The sequence below is a fragment of the Paenibacillus plantarum genome (genome assembly GCF_013141695.1).
Lineage (GTDB): Bacteria > Bacillota > Bacilli > Paenibacillales > NBRC-103111 > Paenibacillus_E > Paenibacillus_E plantarum.
Map to the genome: position 1 here is coordinate 40,234 of NZ_WHNY01000054.1, position 18,789 is coordinate 59,022.

15 protein-coding genes are annotated in these 18,789 nt (G+C 46.5%); all 15 read right to left on the minus strand.

Annotation, left to right across the window (positions count from 1 at the left end; genetic code table 11):
* Nucleotides 1-30: 30 nt before the first annotated feature.
* Nucleotides 31-909, minus strand: a complete 879-nt coding sequence (locus tag GC096_RS16735; protein ID WP_171631733.1) for a carbohydrate ABC transporter permease — start codon at nt 907-909, stop codon at nt 31-33.
* Between the two features lie 17 nt (nt 910-926).
* Nucleotides 927-1,895, minus strand: coding sequence for an ABC transporter permease (locus GC096_RS16740; protein ID WP_246302793.1), 969 nt, complete (start codon nt 1,893-1,895; stop codon nt 927-929).
* Between the two features lie 129 nt (nt 1,896-2,024).
* Nucleotides 2,025-4,043 (minus strand): beta-galactosidase, encoded by a 2,019-nt coding sequence (locus GC096_RS16745; RefSeq protein ID WP_171631734.1) that lies wholly within the window; start codon nt 4,041-4,043, stop codon nt 2,025-2,027.
* A gap of 14 nt (nt 4,044-4,057) precedes the next feature.
* Nucleotides 4,058-4,756 carry a DUF1961 family protein gene (locus GC096_RS16750; protein ID WP_171631736.1) on the minus strand — a complete coding sequence of 233 codons (699 nt, stop codon included), beginning with the start codon at nt 4,754-4,756 and terminating at the stop codon, nt 4,058-4,060.
* A gap of 198 nt (nt 4,757-4,954) precedes the next feature.
* On the minus strand, nt 4,955-7,816 hold the full coding sequence (locus GC096_RS16755; protein WP_171631737.1) for an Ig-like domain-containing protein: 2,862 nt from the start codon (nt 7,814-7,816) through the stop codon (nt 4,955-4,957).
* A gap of 101 nt (nt 7,817-7,917) precedes the next feature.
* On the minus strand, nt 7,918-9,027 hold the full coding sequence (locus GC096_RS16760; RefSeq protein WP_171631738.1) for a glycoside hydrolase family 172 protein: 1,110 nt from the start codon (nt 9,025-9,027) through the stop codon (nt 7,918-7,920).
* 309 nt (nt 9,028-9,336) lie between these two features.
* Nucleotides 9,337-10,497: a DUF2264 domain-containing protein gene (locus GC096_RS16765; protein WP_216626156.1), complete on the minus strand. Its 1,161-nt coding sequence runs from the start codon at nt 10,495-10,497 to the stop codon at nt 9,337-9,339.
* On the minus strand, nt 10,490-11,611 hold the full coding sequence (locus GC096_RS16770) for a glycoside hydrolase family 88 protein (RefSeq protein ID WP_171631740.1): 1,122 nt from the start codon (nt 11,609-11,611) through the stop codon (nt 10,490-10,492). The genes GC096_RS16765 and GC096_RS16770 overlap by 8 nt, the downstream gene beginning before the upstream one ends.
* Before the next feature lie 503 nt (nt 11,612-12,114).
* On the minus strand, nt 12,115-12,897 hold the full coding sequence (locus tag GC096_RS16775; RefSeq protein ID WP_171631741.1) for an SDR family NAD(P)-dependent oxidoreductase: 783 nt from the start codon (nt 12,895-12,897) through the stop codon (nt 12,115-12,117).
* 150 nt (nt 12,898-13,047) lie between these two features.
* A complete protein-coding gene (locus tag GC096_RS16780; protein ID WP_171631743.1) occupies nt 13,048-14,133 on the minus strand; it encodes a Gfo/Idh/MocA family protein in 1,086 nt (361 codons plus the stop codon).
* A 589-nt stretch (nt 14,134-14,722) separates the two neighbouring features.
* Entirely contained in the window at nt 14,723-15,388 is a 666-nt protein-coding gene (locus tag GC096_RS16785; protein WP_171631744.1) for a hypothetical protein, read from the minus strand.
* Between the two features lie 97 nt (nt 15,389-15,485).
* The gene (gene glpX / locus GC096_RS16790; protein WP_171631745.1) at nt 15,486-16,451 is read right to left on the minus strand and encodes a class II fructose-bisphosphatase; all 966 of its coding nucleotides are present in this window, start codon (nt 16,449-16,451) and stop codon (nt 15,486-15,488) included.
* Between the two features lie 46 nt (nt 16,452-16,497).
* Nucleotides 16,498-17,301 carry a pyruvate, water dikinase regulatory protein gene (locus tag GC096_RS16795; RefSeq protein WP_171631747.1) on the minus strand — a complete coding sequence of 268 codons (804 nt, stop codon included), beginning with the start codon at nt 17,299-17,301 and terminating at the stop codon, nt 16,498-16,500.
* Between the two features lie 16 nt (nt 17,302-17,317).
* A complete protein-coding gene (locus GC096_RS16800; RefSeq protein ID WP_171631748.1) occupies nt 17,318-17,971 on the minus strand; it encodes a helix-turn-helix transcriptional regulator in 654 nt (217 codons plus the stop codon).
* Between the two features lie 258 nt (nt 17,972-18,229).
* Nucleotides 18,230-18,772 carry a chromate transporter gene (locus GC096_RS16805; protein WP_171631750.1) on the minus strand — a complete coding sequence of 181 codons (543 nt, stop codon included), beginning with the start codon at nt 18,770-18,772 and terminating at the stop codon, nt 18,230-18,232.
* Nucleotides 18,773-18,789: the final 17 nt, after the last annotated feature.

Sequence of the window (18,789 nt, forward strand, 5' to 3'; positions counted from 1 at the left end):
TCTCAGATCTTGTTTATAAATCAAAGCGTGTTACTCTTTAATCGAACCGATGAGTGCGCCCTTGATAAAGTGCCTCTGGATGAAAGGGTAAATCAAAAGGATTGGAACTGTCGCGACTAGAATCGTTGCCATCTGCAGACCTTGCGGTGAAAGGACGACGTTGGATTCAACAAGAGAGGCCATTTCTTCGTTCATGTTAAACTGTGCAATCAAATTGTAAAGATACAGCTGTAGTGGCCTCTGTTTGAAATCGTTGATGTACAGCAGTGCGGAAAAGTAATTATTCCAATGACTGACGGCATAAAAGAGAATCAAAGTCACCATGATTGGCGTTGATAGAGGAACTGCAATTCGCCACAAAATGGAGAACTCCTTCATCCCATCTACACGCGCTGCCTCGAACAGTTCCTCTGGCAGCGACCGGAAGAAAGTCAAGCATATGAACATATTGAAGGCCGAAATCGCACCAGGAATGATTAATGCCCATACCGTGTTTAGCAAGTGAAGATTTTTTACAATTAAGTACGTCGGAATCATTGGCGCTTGGAAAATCATCGTGAAGACAATCAGCAACAGAATGATATTCTTTCCTTTAAGACCCTGCTTAGCGAGTGGATATGCGGTTACGACTGTCATGAACATGTTGACAACCGTTCCAACCACGACGATGAATAGGGTGATGCCAAATGATCTCCAAAACACTTTATTTTCCATCACAACTTGATAATTCGTAACATTTAAACCTTTGGGCCAAAAAGTGACTTCCCCCCGGATCAGCGCCTCTGGCGAACTAAGCGAGCTTGCGATGATATAGAGGAAAGGCAGCATAACAGCAGCGCACGCAATGAGCAGTACGATGTAGTTAAGCGCATCGAAGACTTTTTCTCCGAATGTGAGACGATAGCGCATCGCTTGTTCCTCCTCTCTTAGAATAGACGCTCGCCAGTCGTGCTGCGACTGATCCGGTTAGCAACAATCAATAGTACGAACCCGACAATTGACTTAAACAATCCAATCGCCGTTGTCATGCTGTATTCACCTTTGAGAATGCCTTCCCGATAAGCGTACGTATCGATAATGTCCCCAACTTCATAGGTAATGGGACTCAGGAAGACATAGATTTGCTCGACGCCCAGATCGAGAGTATGCCCGATTTTCAATAGCAGAAGCAGCATGATCGCCGGCATCATACCCGGAAACGTTACATGCAAGAGCTGTCTCCAGCGGCTAGCTCCATCGATTCGAGCAGCTTCGTACAACGAAGGGTTGATCCCTGCAATAGCTGCTAGGAAAACAATTGCACTCCACCCCGCTTCCTTCCACATGCCAGAACTGACAACTATCGTACGGAACCAACTCGGCTCTTGCAAGAAAAAGACGGGCTCGTAACCGAAGGACTTTACCATGTGATTAATAAGTCCGATCTGGGGGGACAGGAGCATGTAACCGAAGCCCGCAATAATGATCCACGATAGAAAATGAGGCAGATAAACGATGGTCTGTATGGTCCGGCGCATCGCCATGCTTCTGATCTCATTCAAAAGAATGGCTAGTATAATCGGTGCTGGAAAAGCAAAGATCAGTTGATAGAAGCTTATGGCCAACGTATTCCATAACAGCCGTCGGAAGTGTACAAACTCGAAAAACTGTTGAAACCATTTGAAGCCTACCCATTCGCTTTGGAAAAAGCCGCCATACAAGTTGTAGTCTTGAAACGCTATAATGCTTCCTAATAAAGGAACATACTTGAATACTAAAAAGTATAAAATACCTGGCGTCAACATCGCGTAGAATGGCCAAAAACGCCTCATATAACGAAATGTTGGGGTACCGGCAAGTCGCGTGTGCTTATTCTGAAGCGCCGCATCCTTCGCACTTGTCGGTGCAGTACTCATGAAGTTCGCCTCCCTCTTTTCTGAGATGTACCTTGATGTCTTCTTACTTAAATTGTAAGTGAAGCGTTTACACGAAACAATAAGGGGATCAACCGAAAAGCATAGGAATCGTCTTAGGTTGTTAAGATCTTATCGCTGAACACACAGTATCCGCACATCTTGAGATGCCAATACGATCGCTCCACTGACAGATCTATCCGACATCGCATCCGTATATGTGGTATCAAGGTTAACGGTTACTACATCTTCGGTATGGTTGATGATAAATAACAATTTTCTTCCGCTATCGTCGGTTCCTACTCTGACCATTGCCTCGACTCCATCAGGTAATCCGTCCAAGATCGGCGTAATGCCCGCTTCGCTGACGATCTGATCCATGATGCTATTTAACCCTTCCTTATCAAGAATTGTGCCAATGTAAACCCCACAGCCTTTACCGTAAGCTCTACGAGTAACAGCCGGAGTTTCCCTAAAGTAATTACTGGTATATACCGCCATCGGTTCAGCAGCCGATTCTACCGCAAGTAAATCGATCACTTCATACCACATCGTGGCGGAACTTATTTTACCATTGTTCAGATTATGTATTCCGATCCTCTGTTCTCCCTCGATAATACCGTAGTCCTCAATGCCAATCCCTAGCAGATCACGAAATTGTCCCGGCAACCGCTTCTGTGTGATCTGGTTATTCCACTCCTTGGCTCCAGTGCGAATATCCGTTATGAAATAGCCGCCGTCCTCCACGAAACGGTACAAAGCTTGAACGGACTCCTCTTTGGCCATCATCAGGTTAGGAGCAACGACCAGCTCATAGCCAGTGAAGTCCGCTTCCGGAGATACAATATCAACGGGAATGCCCCGGTCGTAAAAGTAGGCATAATACATCTCAAAATGCTTGATATATTCGTACCCTTTCATATGCGGCTGAAGCTCGAATGCCCACTCATTGTTGTAGCAGCGAATGAGTGCGACTTTCGCACAAGGTGAGGTTCCGGTGAGGAGCGGAGCCAATTTCTTGAGCTCCACCCCCACCTGCTTCACTTCCTCAAATTTACGTCCAGGCTCACCATGATGCTGCAAGATGCCATGCCAAAGCTCCTCGATGGCATAGGGCAGTGTCCTCCAGCGAAAATAGACGATGGCATCCGCACCCCGGGCGACAGATTGGAATGTCCATCTGCGCAGCTCCCCTGGGATCGGAGTTGGGGCCATCTCAACAGCACCAGGAGCTCCGCTTTGGTGCTCCAGAACCCAATAGTTTCGACCACCCTTGAAGCCACGGGTCATATCATGCTGCTCTGCCGCATACGCAGGTCGTTCTTTGGGTTCCGATTTCATATTCGGATACACATCCAGGGAAATCAGATCCAGTTCCTTGGACATGTCGTAGAAATCCACTTGGTTATACTTGCCCATCGCATTGTGTGTAATAGACTGACCCGTCGTGTAATGCCTGAGAATATTCACCTGTAGGCGTTGGTACTCGTTAACCGAATCAGATGAGAACCTGCGGTAATCCAAGGCAAGGCCAGGATTGTGATGCTGGTGCACGGCATATGCAGGAAGATGCAGCTCATCCCATGTGCGATAAGTTTGACTGGAGAAAACGGTCCCCCATGCTTCATTCACTGCTTCTATAGATCCATATTTCCGCTGCAGCCATCCTATGAAGGATTGGCGACAACTGCTGCAATAGCACCGGGCTGTATCGATCATTCCAAATTCATTATCGATCTGCCATCCGATTACGTTTGTATTCGTTCCATAGTGACTGGCCATCTGAGTGACGATACGCTCTGTATACATTCGAAAATCCAAGTTATTAAAACAGTAGTGCCTTCTAGCACCGAAGCCTCGCATTCGTTCGTACATATCCTGTTGGTAAATACCGGGATGCTTATCCATCAGCCACTTCGGCGGACCCGCAGTCGGAGTCCCGAGTATGGTTTTTATTCCGTAATGCTCCATGATGCTCATAATCCTGTCCAGCCAGGAGAAATCGAACTCGCCATCTGAGGACTCCAACCTCGACCAAGCAAACTCAGCCATCCGAACCACATTAAAATGCGCTTCTTTCATCAACCGGGCATCTGTTTCCCAACGTTCTTCCGGCCAATGCTCCGGATAATAACATGCACCGAAATACATAGGCTTCTCTCCTCCTAAATCTTGCGGGTTGTTCCGTCTTCATCCAGACGGTAAACTTGTAAATTCGCGTATTCGGCGATTAAAGGCGCCATTTGGCGAAAACCAATTTTGCCACTGCCCAGAATGGGACCGAGTGACCTGCCATCGTCCTCCCACTCCAATATAGGCAATTCGTTAATTGCAAAATGGACCTTCGCCCCCTGCTTCCTGAGCATCAGATGATAGGGCGGCATACAATCCTCCACATTCGGGATCGGATCGGCTCCTTGGGCCACTAAATGAAAGCCGGAGCTTTTCCTTAGGTTGCAGATATGAAAGCTTCTTTCTTCCGGGTACCTTCGTCGGAAATACGCGATATGCAGCGTGCGGATGTCTCCATGGGTATACTGCTCATATTGTCCGTACCTTTCGTTCAGAATGGGGTCGAACAAATCTTCACCCTTCATTCCGGCTGCAGCAAAAAACATCATACTCAGCCCCGGCTCCTTGACTGGCCAGAAATCCCACTCTACCTGAATGTCTCCAGGAAATTCCTCCGGGCACCAGAACACATAGTTGGCCATTTGCCCCAAGTTGGGGTCGAGAGCGTTCTCCATCCGCATCCTGCCGTTTGGAAATGAGATTTTGGCTTGTCCCTCCAACTGAAAGCCCCGAATATCCTCAATCGATGCCAGCTTGTTTTCGTAGATTAGCGTTTGTTTTTCTTTAGTCATTGTCTTTATTCCTCCTACATGAATGTCTCCTACTAATAATAGACGTTCACTTATCTTTATTCTATGGCCGTTGCCTGCACCCAACAATGAGGAGATCTTCCGAATTGCATAGGGATAGCATGATTTTATTACAAAACAAGCCGTTCTGCATATGCAGAACGGCTTGATCTTACATGGAGGCAGCATTATCCCAGCTCATTAAGGCAGAAGGCCCATTCCCTGGTAAGGCGATGTCGGATCCAGCCTGAAATCATTCTTCATCGGTGTCAGAAGACTCCATGTGGCAGGGTTCGTGGCAGGATTTTTACCCGTATGGGTCCCCGCTTCTATGTTCTGATACAGATTGCCTGTCGGGAAATCATACACATAATCACCATAATTAAAATAGATCGGGACCGCGTATAAATCCGAATAGTCATCCCATCTCTCCACCAAGCTCCAGTCAAAAGTGGAAGTGAAAGGCGCCACATCCTTGAATTTAATTGGAGCCAAGTTTGTTACTGTGGTATTGCCCGATGCGGAAATATTACCTACGGTCCCATTGTTTCCAGCAAGGGTGTCAATAAACACTTGACCTCCATCTCGCGTATTGTTCGTGAAGACCATCGGATTGTGCGTATTGTCCGAAACATAGAACATTTTGTTCGAATTCACATGTCCGCCAGGAATTTCATCATAGTGGAAATTGATTTGCCGAATCACATTATTTTCAAACCTGAATTTGGATGCATAATTGGAAGGCGTATCATGAATATAGGCAAGAATATCTCTGCTATGGGAGAAGTAATTATCATGCATCACCACTTCATCCGTAGGATCCGGCGTCTCGCCGGGAGCCGCAGAAAAGCGTAACGTAAAGAGAGTGCTCGCAGTTCCGATGAATACATTGTTATAGATCTCTGCACTGCCGGTTCTTTGGCCATATTGGAACGTACCGTCCTGCCATTGCTGGAACGGATTTTTCCAATCCAACGCGTTCATGATGACAACGTTATTATAGACCTTCACGCCATCACCCATATTAGTCAGCTGTATGCCTTCTGTCCCCGCCCTCAAGACTCTGTTATTATAGATTTCCAGATTGGTAAAGATATGCTGCTTGCTGATATCACTGCTGGTATTACCGATGTACATGCCTTCCGATTCCGAATCGTGGATGTACATATCATGGATTTTAACGCCATCCATGGTCGCTGTAGGAACACCGTCCGTTTTAATCAATAGACCAGCGAAACCGGCATTGGCGACCTCCATATGCGATAGCTCAAAATTCGTGGCATTCTTGCCTACACTGATGCCGTTGGACGTGTTGCGACCAACTTCAATGCCATATTGACCATCTGAAGTCGAATAATTTCCATTCAGATGCCCTTGGAAATTGATATTTCCGGTTTTGAGCGCATTGTCATATTTGCCCGTTAATATCCAGTGCTTACCACCTTCGATCGATAAGGTATACGAGTACGTGCCGCTGACTTTGACTTGCCCGCCATAGTTGCTGATAATCAGAGGATTGCTGGCAGTTCGTTGCGGAAGATTACCAAGTTTGATGTATTGATAATTACCTGCAGGAATGTAAAGACGTTCAAGTGTCTGCCAATTCACATTCGGGAAAGAAGCTTGCAAATCAATATAATAGATGGATGTTGCTCCTTGAACGGGCAATATCAATTGACTGTATTGTGAAATAGCAATCTCGAGAGTTGCGAATACACCCGATCCATCCTGTGCAGTTGCCTTTACCGTTACATTCCCGTCCGTTACCGCTGTGAGTAAACCGCTCGCATTAATGGTAGCGCTTCCAGTTCCGTTGACAACCGACCAGGTAACATTCTTATTCGTCGCATTGTAAGGCTGTACAGCAACTGACATCTGTAGCGTGCTTCCCGTCAATATACTGGTTGCTCCACTGGCTCCCGTAACCGTTATTCCACTAACAGGGTGATTTAGCGAGTCTTGGATCCCGTTACCATTTTCGTCGATCCACCCGACAATTGCGTATTCATTAGCTCTGTTGGTCATCGTAAGAGGACTGCGGGCTAACAAGTATCTGGCTTGTGGTGCCACAGGGTTGCTGCTAACATCACTATCCTTTATCCATGGTGTAGTTGATCCTGTAGAAAGGTTTTGCGCACTGTTAAAGTTGATCCGAGTTTCCGCAAACCCATTATCATTCGTAGTATCTATATCATCATCCCACCAAAGTGATGCATAAGGGGTCTGATTCCCTGTGCTTGAGGCTCTGTATTTGGTCCACGTTGAAGTTATTCGTACCTTGCTCCAGTCCGCTCCAAAATCAATATAACCGACCCTGTCTGCATATGCTGGTGAATCTATGCCTGTTACGCCTCCCGTAGGATCCCCAGTTAACGGACTGAGCGTCGGCTGTCCATCAAAAGATCTGTCCATTGGGAAAAACTGACTTCCGCTCGCCTGCCCAGCTAAGGGAGGGGTAATGACTTTGATGGACTCTTCAAAAAGATATCCGACTATGGCATACTCACTTGCTCTGTTTGTCATGTTGATCGGAGAGCGGAGCATCATATACCGTCCCAATGGCTCAACGGGGCTGCTGCTGACATCATTGTCACGTATCCAAGGAGTTGTCGTTCCTGTGTTGGGAAGACCTTGTACGCTGTTGAAGTTAATACGAGTTTCCGTTAACCCACTGTCATTCGTCATGTCGATATCATTGTCCCACCATATTTCGGTGTAAGGAGTCATATCGCCGATGCTTGATGCTCTGTACTTCGTCCAAGTTGACGTGATTCGTACATTCGCCCAATTCGGTCCTAGATCCAGATAACCAACCCGGCTTGTGGAGTACGCAGGTGCATTGTTCGTTCCCGCACCGCCTACTGGCACTCCGGTAGAATCGAGAGCGATATCCGGACTGTCAAAGGCATAATCCAACGGGAAAAATAAGCTACCGGTCGCCGCACCAGCTCCAGCAGGCTTAATAATCTGCCCCTCTCCACTTGCCATTGCAGCGCTTCCAACAAGCAATAACGCAATCAACATCATGATACCGATCAAAGTACTAGTGACCATTCTTTTCATCCACTACTTACCTCCTCATCGTGATTTCATGTATACATAACCGCCTAAGCGTGTCATGCCGTGCAGATCAGGGTTGGATTACTCCTACGAATGGGCCTAACTCACTCCAACTCATTCCCCCACAACTTGCCAGAACCTTTGGACTTTCTCCACGCATCTCGCCAACGGTGAACGTCACTCGCCGTAATAACCGGCATATTTTGACGCAATGATCTCTGCGGAATCGCTGGAAACGGTTTGTGTGGCTCACTTTGGTACCAATAGGCCACACTGGCGATATCTAATGTCAGTACATTGGCATGCCCATGCTCAATACTAGACCGGAGCGATTTGCGGAAATGAATGGCATCCTCCAATAAGAAGCGGTAACAATGGGTCCGTCCCATAAAGCCGAGCTTATCAGGTATTCGGGCGTACCCGAAATAAGGATGGGCATACAGCTCGTTCGGGCACCACGAGGAATTGAAGAAATCCTCCGTCCCAGTGCCATGTAGGGATCCCGGCCAAGGTTCACCATCCACCATGAACATGTCGTCGCCTTCTCCATACCACATTGGTCCTGGACTATCGACATAGTAATTAACGCCGACAAAATGCCCACGTCCCTCAATTTCTGCAAACAAATAATTGCTTTCATCCGTTTGATTTTTCGGTGGTTCACCCATAAGTCCCCACTCGTTCTCTTGCTCACCTGACGGTTCGGTTATTTCCCGATTCCACCAGGCGTGAAACCGTCCTGCATCATCCGGTATCGAAGCATGCTGCTCATAATCGATGTAATAATAAAAAGAAGGAACATCAAACTCCGAATCGTTCTCTAATGTAATTTTTGCGCCTTGGGCGAATGGCATGGGGAAGTAGCAATTCAATCCCTTTCCTCCCCTAGGAGCCGCAGCCATTGGTAAGGAGATAAATGGATAATTCTCACCCCAACCCTGCCCGAAGAAATCTCCGATCGGACTTTGTACGCTCGGTTCCGATTCCCCGTCCCAATACATGCGCACAATCAGATTGCGATTGTACATAGGATCCTTCGCATTGATTGTAATCCAGATATGCTTGATGATCCCCGCATTTTGAAGATGGGCAAGCACCGCCGTTTCTCCAGCTTTAATACTGATATAATCGTCATTTCCTCCCGATCGGTCGTAGCTCGAAACCCGAAGTGTTCGGCAATCCTGAAATCGATACAAACCATCCAATAAGCCCATTAAGATCTCTCCTTGGTTTAGTGGTCTTAGGGAAGTTGCCCCTGCTTCATAATTCTAATTGTATGGGTGGTCTGAGAATCAAACAATGAGGCAATCTCCCGATTTACATAGACATCGAACGGTACTTACATCATTCATGCACTTCGCCAAAGTAGAGGAACGTGGTTCCGCTATTTACCTCAAAAAGCTCAAATTCAAAAAGTAACGGAACGTGGTTCCCTTTCGCAGTACCTATGTCCCTTCGAAGGAGCGTTATGCTGTCAAAAAAAACACGTACCCATCCCATCGGGACAAGTACGTGCTTGGTATTTATTCATATAACGCTTTATCTATGGCAACCGTCTGACCCGACCAAACTTGCTGTGAGGTCCACGGTACATCCGCACCTTGCCAGAACTCATCATTCGCTGCCAAGCCCAGTGGTAGAAAGACCGCAGAGCATAAGTATAAGCTTCCTGTTGAGATGTACGGCTCGCCAATTTCTGGCTGATGTCCGCAAAGTCCAATCCGCAACCAACCACCTTCATCGAAGGTGCCTGGTGCTTCAATCAATCTGCGAATGACAGCAGTTAAAGCTCCGCGTACTTGAGCCGGTTGAACGCCGACAGGCAGCTCGTTCCGCTGTGCGGTCTGCGCCAGCGATTGGAAAGCTCCGAAGCGGTAAGCTAACGAACGCCCAATGGCTGGGAAAGTGCCTTCTGGTGAAATCATGCGCTCCTGAACCGCCGCATATCGCTGCGCTCGCTTCAGGATATTCTCACGCATATTGCCCCAATCGGCATAATACGTATGCACATGCTCAATGATATCCACCATCATCGGCTGAATAACGAAGCTGTTGTAGTAATCCGCATGATAATCCACGCCATCACCATACATGCCGTCGCCTAGATACCATTGTTCATGCTGCTTTAGTGCAAAATCAACACGCATATGATCCCAGTCCTCGCCCATAACACCAAGCGCGGTTTCCGTCATCGCCGCGAAAAGCAGCCAGTTATTGAAGCCTGGCTTGCGAGTCCGTGAAGATTTCATCGCGGCAGCTAGATTCTTTTGAACACGAGGGTCCAAGCTATGCCATAGCGTATTCGGTGCACGTAAAATAGCATGCGCTAAGAATGCGGTATCTACGATTGGCTGCATCCCCTGAGCAAAGTTCAAGAAATCCGGTGATTCCGGATCCGTTGCCGCATCCATCGCTTCTCGAACGAGATTACCGTACGCCTGACGAAGCTGTTCCTCCTCGGCATCTAATGCTGGTGTCTCTAACCAAGGTGCCATCCCGACGAGGGTACGACCGAACGCTTCGAGATGCGTGAACGCGCGTTGCTCTTCTCTTTTACATTCAACTGGCATGGTGGCTCTAAGTTGTCTACTTGCTAACGCCCGAAGGACAGGCTCAGCGATGCGAAGCATCGTCTGAACCCAATAGGCGCGATCAGTTGCCACAGCCGGTTGTGAATTACTCATACCAATACCCCTTGAATCCTTTTTCTAGACGAAGCAGAGCTTCTAAGTAATAGTAGTCTCCCCAAATAACATAATCATCCGGTGCAGCCCCGCCGCGAACACTGTATGAACCGCGCTCAAGTAAACCTTGTGCATCCGGCTTGCCAATTGTAGCGTAGGATTTCACCAATCCAGCCATCGAGCGCTGAACGCCATTTTCCAAATACGCACGATCCGGATCATCTGCTGCCAAATGCTCAAGAATCTCCAAAGCCCCTGCAGAAGCAATCGCAGAAGCAGAACTATCACGTTTCGTCTCGGCATTTATTGGTGCATTGAAATCCCAATATACCACATCGTCTTCAGGTAAACGCTCAAAGAAATAACGCGCTAAACGTTTGGCTGTCTCTAAGTATAATGGATTTTTCGTATAGTGGTACGAAAGCGCAAAGCCGTAAATTCCCCACGCTTGTCCTCTTGTCCATGTCGATCCATCTTGATAACCTTGATGCGTTCCACCGCGAAGTGGTTCCCCTGTTTCTTGATCGAAGTAGAACGTGTGGTAGGAGGAATCATCGCCACGCACCAAGTAACGGCGTGACAGATCCGCATGGATGATCGCTACTTCTTTATATTTCGTATCTCCGGTTTGTTCATATGCCCAATAAAGCAACGGTAGGTTTAATAGGCAATCGATAATGATCCGTCCACCGTTATGCTCGTCACCCTCAGGTCCCCAAGCTTGAATGTACTGGCCCTTCGGTCTCCAACGCTTCATCAAAACATCAGCAGCTTGCAAAGTAAGTTGCTTCGCGTTCTCATCTTTCTCAAGAATCCACTGCGCCTTCGAAGAAAGGGAATATAGGAAGCCAATATCATGGTGATCCAAGCCAACGTTATTTTCAAGTCTTTGTTTAAAGCTTGCTACCGTTTTCTGTGCAGCATCTTGGAATACTTTGTCACCGCTATACTGGTAGCTCAGCCACAAAATCCCTGACCAGAAGCCATCCGTCCAATCGGTATTTGGATTCAAATGATAAATATCGTTCTCACTGACATGAGGGAACTGATCCCCGAAACGCTCAATATTCACTTTCGTCTTCTGCAAAGCATCCTCAATAGCTTGTTTCCACATGATAGAATCACTCCGTATCCCTTGTTATAGGTTGCTCAGTACCTGCTTCAAATTCACGAACGTGTTAAACGTTTAACACTTATATTTAGATTAAATTGAAACGTTTAACCTGTCAAGCAAAATTAATGATTTTCACGTCCTTTTTGAACAAGAGGCGTTGATGCCCAAATACTACCGATCGGTGAAGTGAATTAGTAAGGTGCTTTATTTTTAAAAATAGGCTTAACCCACTAAAAAAAAATAGAACCAACGTCGATTTTCTTACGTAATACTATTCATGCATGACATTCTTTCAGGGTTAGGGAGGTTTCTTGCTTATGACAATGACATTAGCTTTTCACCAAAACACTTCAATACGGGATGCTATCTCTGAGATCATCTGGTATCTAAGAAAGAAACGTAGAATTTAATCCTAGCACCATGCCCTAAAAAACATAGAAGAAAGAACAAAGCCTATGGCTTTCCGTTAACGGAGAGACATAGGCTTTGTTCTATTTGAACTTCTATAAGGCTGCGCCTTTTCCACCATCAATATTCACAGATGTCCCTGTTACATAAGAAGCTGCATCTGAGACTAAAAAGGTAATCACATTCGCCGCTTCCTCTGCATTCCCAATACGGCCTAATGGAATATCATGCCGCGGATCACTTGCGAACTCCTCCCATGTAAGCTCTGGAGCACGCTTTTTCCAAGCCTTCTCGATTTGGTCACTGCGAATGGTTCCAATACACACGGTATTGACCCGAATCTGTGCCGATCCCAAATCTTTGCTCATCGCATTCGTTAAAGCCAATCCAGCCGCTCTGCTAACCGAAGTCGGAAGCGATGAGGCTGGAGGTGTCTTGGCAGCGGATGTTGTAACATTCACGATCGAGCCGCCGCCTGCTTCTCGCATATATGGAATCGCAAATTGCGAGCAATGGATAGCCCCGAATAATTTCAACTCCAAATCTTGGCGCCACACAGCCGAACCTACTTGTTCAAAAGGTGCAGCAGCGGAAGTCCCTGCATTATTAACAAGGATATGTAAACCGCCAAAACGTTGAACCGTCTCTTCAATTGCTCTCTGACAATCAGCTTCCGATGTCACATCCGCCACAATCGTGAGAACTTCGCCTTCGGTTAGATTAGCAATTTGAATCGCAGCTTCCTGAAGCTGCTCTACATTTCGCGCAAGTATAGCCACTTTCGCCCCTTCGCGGGACAAAGAAATGGCGGTAGCAAGTCCAATCCCTTTGCTTCCCCCGGTGATTAAAGCCACCTTATTTTGCAAGCCTAATTGCATATGGTTCGCTTCCTTTCCCTCAATAACAAAATAATAGCAATCTATTGATAAGCATACGCCATCACTGCGCTATTTTTCAAATATCATCTAAAATAAAAGTAAAGAAAAACCATCAGGACGTATCATCCTCATGGTTTTCCATTTCCAGTTCTATTGGTTTAAATAAACAGCTTTACCCGTACGAGCGGACTCATAAATAGCTTCAAGAATTTGCGAAACAACGTAAGCTTGCTCAGGCGTAACAACCGGATCAATATCTTGATCAATCGCGTTGATCCAAGTACGCATTTCCACGTCAGCAGCGCTTTCGGTTTTGCCATCGTAGAAAGCAACTCCGCCTGCTTTCAAATCAACCTCGGTTGTGTAAAGACGACTGTGCTTCTCACCATTGATGCGAAGGCCGCCTTTCATATCTGCTCCACCTTCCGTACCACTCAACGAGCATTTCGCTTCGTCTACTTCAAGTGTGTTTAACGCCCAGCTGGATTCAAGAATAATCGTTGCACCATTCTCCATCACGATCATCCCAAAAGCGGAATCCTCAACGGTAAATTTACTTGGATCCCATGGCCCCCATGCGTTAGCAGCGTTTTCCGTTTGGGACAATTCATGGTAGGACGTACCTAATACAACCTTCGGCTTGTAGTTGTCCATCATCCAAAGCGTAAGATCTAGGGCATGCGTACCGATATCGATTAACGGACCGCCACCTTGCTTCTCTTCATCAAGAAATACACCCCATGTCGGTACAGCACGACGACGAATGGCATGTGCTTTAGCAAAATAAATGTGACCAAGCTCACCATCAGCACATACGTTTTTCAAATGTTGGCTATCCGGACGGAAACGGTTGTTGTAACCAACGGTCAACTTTTTGCCAGTGCGTTTCGCTGTTTCAACCATGCGCTTCGCATCTTCAGCTGTTTTGGCCATCGGCTTCTCACACATAACATGCTTGCCAGCTTCAAGAGCAGCAATTGAAATTTCCGCATGTGAAATATTCGGTGTCAATACATGCACGATATCAATCGTAGCATCTTGCAATACTTCTCTATAATCTTCGCAAACGAGCGCGCCTTCAATCCCATATTTCGTTGCAGCTGTTGCTGCACTCTCTTGGATGATGTCACAAAATGCGACTAATTCAACATTTGACAGCTTGCTCAAACTAGGCAAATGCTTACCATTTGCAATTCCACCGCAACCAATAATACCAATACGATACTTACGTGACATGTGAAGACCTCCAGTAGGTTTTTTCCTTGCATGCAAATATATGATATTTAGACAACTTTCTTAAATGTAGCACATGAAAACGCTTATTTTAAGTCTAACATTCGGACAATGACACTCAGAAATTGCGACACGTCTTGGGATACTGATTATGGACATCGGATACGGGGGTGGATGCTGGATCTCAGCGCTCACATTCAGCCTTTTCCACCGCACTAAACAAATTAATGGATTTTATGTTGTTAATTTTACTGCTTCTCCCCAACTGGGAGCATTAGATGGATTTCCTACAGTTAATTTCCGCAATAATCCACCAAATGGCCAATCTCCCTGATATTAGCTGTATGTTTTCCATCTATTCGTTAAATCTTAGATAAAACGCCAATTTTAACCGTATTTTTTACAGTTAATTGAAAGCTAGCTACTCAATCGAGCACACTACTCCTACTCCACTCAAACCAATTCTACTCGCAACCAGCTTCTCACATATCATCTCAACCTATTAATCAAGGGTGTAAACTCCGCTTCCCCTAGACCTCAAACACGACAAAAAAACCAGGAGGAAATTTCTCCTGGCACATAATAGACTTCCCTAAATACCGCCTGCCCGCTTCTGAGCATCCTCCAAATAACTTCGATACAGCCCCTCATTCGGTTGTTCCTGCGTTAAATTCTCGTAGTAGCGAGCAACTTTTTGGAAATAGTAGGCATGCACATCACTTGTCGGCACAAGCCGATAGGGATCCCAGCGATACGTTTCTACCCGGTACGCTTGACCTTGCTCCTGCGTCCACAAGGCAATTTCACACAAGCCATCTGGACCATTCCGTGTCGGCATATCTTCGATTTCCAAATGAGAATAGGTCGTACCAGGTGGAATCACGCGCTGAAAACCTGTTTGCGTCCATTGAATAATATCCAGTTCTGCTATCGGTTCATCCGCCCGCTCCCAACCAATCAGGACATCCCAGCCTTCTTTGCGTGAAACTGGCGCTGCAGCAAAGTCCTTCACAGCAAGATCTTTCCCTGTTGATGCCGACCCGATTGGAAACCAATTACCGGAGTACTCTTTCAAGGAAAACAAATATTGATGGTCTAAATATCTATATAGGGCTGTGATTTCTGGAAACCCATCACCATCCACATCGGCGTATAGAATCGCCGCGGGATCTCCCTCCTGCTTCAGCACGATAATCTCGGCCTCCTCAGGTATGCAACTGCGGACGACGGAAAGAAAATCAATTGAAGACAAGCTCATGTTATCCCTCTTTTCGCATCTTCTCAACACAAGTATATGCAGAGGGGAACTTGGCACATGTCTAAGTTGATCTTCCTAGTTTCGTTGTTCTTTAGAATTAAGCACTCCCGCGTTGCTCCTCATGCAACTGGTGAACACATTGGATAAAACGCACGGTCTGCGTCTGCGCTCTCATCACTACCGAGTGGGTTTGCGCACGACCGCCCCAGCCATATTTGACACCATGTAAGAAATCGCCTGATGTGACCCCAGTTGCCGCAAAAATAATATCGGAATCGCCCACAAGGTCCTGCATTCTCAACACTTTCGATGGATCCGAAATCCCCATGGCTAGACAACGTTGATATTCTTCTTCATTCTCAGGCAGCAAACGCCCTTGCAGTTCGCCACCCATACAACGCAATGCTGCTGCTGCAAGGACACCTTCGGGAGCTCCCCCTGAACCTACATGCAGATCGATCCCAGTTTCTGGGAACGCCACCGCTATCGCGCCTGCCACATCGCCGTCGCTTAGTAAATAAATTTTGACTCCGAGTTTACGCAAGATCATAATGTGTTCGGCATGTCGATTGCGATCCAGGATGGAGACCGTCAGCTCTGAAATTTCCTTATGCAGAATGCTTGCCGCTTTCTGAATAGTCACCTCAAGTGGATCTTCAAGACTCAGCTTGCCAGCCAATCGCGGACCAACCGCCAGCTTCGCCATATACATATCAGGGGCATGGAGGAGACTGCCTTTCTCTGCAATAGCCACAACAGAAAGGGCATTATTCCGACCGCTTGCCACAATATCAGTTCCCTCTAATGGATCAACAGCCACATCATATTCAGGTCCAACGCCACTGCCTACCTCTTCCCCAATGTAAAGCATTGGCGCTTCATCCATTTCCCCTTCACCAATAACAACCGTCCCTCGAAAAGGAACAGCACTGAAATACTCCCGCATCGCGGAAGTTGCGGCTCCATCCGCATCATGCTTATTCCCTTTCCCTGTCCAGCTAGATGATGCAATGGCTGCTGCCTCTGTTACCCGTACGATTTCCAAAGATAAGTCTCTGTGCATAAGCGATCCACCCTCTCGAAATTGGTTTGATTCGTTGTCTGAAACGTTATGATCGTTCCGCCAAAATTAAACCTGCTGTTTCCTCAATCGCTTTCTCGCTCACATCAATAATCGAACAACCCAGATCACGATACAGATTCATGGCAAAAGCTAATTCTTCCTCTATGCGCTCTTTCGTCGCATATTTAGCTCCGAAAGGGAGACCAACGGCTTTCAGCCGTTCTGTACGAATACCAATCAATTTATCCACACTCATCGTCAGTCCGACAAGCTTCTTCGGGTCTAGCTCAAATAAGAGACTAGGTGGTTTAACTTCTGGAACTAAAGGATAATTCGATACCTTAAATCCTTTGTGCGCCAAGTATATGCTAAGCGGCGTCTTAGATGTTCGTGAAGGTCCGATCAGGACGATATGGGCCTGTTTCATTGTGCTAGGATCTTTGCCATCATCACTATTGACTGTAAATTCTACCGCCTCAACCCGCTGATAATACTGTTCATCTAACTGATAGAGCAGCCCGACTTTACGCTTAGGCGAATCCTTAAACGTGTCAATAAAGGCTTGCATCATAGGGCCCATAATATCGATGGCATTCACGTTCACTCGGATAGCTTCTTGCCGCATCATTTCTCTTAGTTCAGGCAATACAAGCGTGTAGGCGATAAACCCCTTCACTCGTGATGCTTCTTCTACGATCGTTCTTACTTCATCTTCCGTTCGAATGGAACCATGTCGCTTCACGACAACCTGACTTGCATTAAACTGCCGAATCGTTGCTTGAACAACCGTATTTGCTGTTTCTCCTACCGAATCCGAACATACGAAAATGGTATGCAGCTTCTCTCCCATGTAAATTCCCCCTGATTTACGTACCTAGCGCTACATCCAGCAGCAATTTGGTCATTGTTGTTTTCGTAATTCGGCCTACAACTTCCAGCCCTTCCCTGCCCTCCATTGCCTTGACGACGGGTAAGGTGTCCACTTCATGATGAATCATCTTCCGAGCTGCTTCCAGCACGCTATCTTCAGGTTTCACCGTAACAATGTTCGGTTGTCTGGTCATCACCAACGAGACTGGCATTGCCGTTGCCGTTGCTTGTCCTAACGTAACCTTCAGTAAATCCTTTCGTGAAACCACGCCTGCTAGTGCGCCCTCCTGATTAACAATCATCAAACTCCCCACATTTTCGAGAAAAAGGGCAACAACGGCATCACTGACAGTTACTGTTTCCCGAAGCAAAACGGGAATGCCCATTACGTCCTTCACCTTCACGGACTCAATCAACTTGCTTGGTGCATGGACGTCGTGTGCTGCTGTTCCGAGAAAATAGCCCACCTTTGGTTTGGCATCGATATGCCTTAACATCACTAAGACTGCTAGATCCGAGCGAATGGTCGGTCGACTAACCCCCAGCAACTCAGCGATGCGTTCTCCAGTAATAGGTGCATATTTGCTGACGAGATCAATTATTTCTAACTGGCGAGCCGTAAGTTCGATGATGTTTCCCTCCTTAAGCAACGAAATAACGTTATATAGTATGTTCTATTAGTTATATATTGTACATTATATAACATTTATCAAAAATATAAAGATGTTTATTGCCCATAAAAGAAAAATTTATCAGCTTAACTAGCGGAAAATAGAAAAATCCTTACCCATCACCTTATAGAGGTTAGAGGTATGGATTAGGGGGGCACAATCCAAAATCGACTTAGATCCGTCCGACAGCGGCAACTAGATCCTCCCGTTCTCAGGAACTGCCGAAACGAACATTTTTTACAAGAAAAAAGCGATTCCCAGAACGCCAGCCCCAACAATAACAACAAATGGATGCACTTTATATTTTACAATCGCCATAAAAGCACCGAACGCAATAAGTAGTGTTGCAACTTGTTTCCACGTGACCCCTGTATCTACCGTTCCGAAGGATGATTGGCCAAAATGCAGCGCTGCATAGACGATAAATCCTGACACAACAGGCTTGAGACCATAAAAGGATGATTTAAACCAAGGATGCGAGTGCCAACGAAACAAGAAGGCCGCTACGAGGATGATGACCACTAGAGACGGCAGTACCATGCCTAACGTCGCAAGAATAGCCCCAGGGATACCCGCTGTCTCATAGCCAATTAACGTGGCACTATTCGTAGCAATAGGACCAGGGCTGGTGCCAGACAAGGCAATCACATGATAAAACTGTTCTTCCGTCATCCAGTGATGCCGCTCGACCTCAAGCTGGATGACTGGAATCATGGCATAGCCGCCGCCAAAGGATACGAGACCTATTTTGAGAAATGCGATAAATAATTGGAGTAACATCTACGAATCACCTCGTC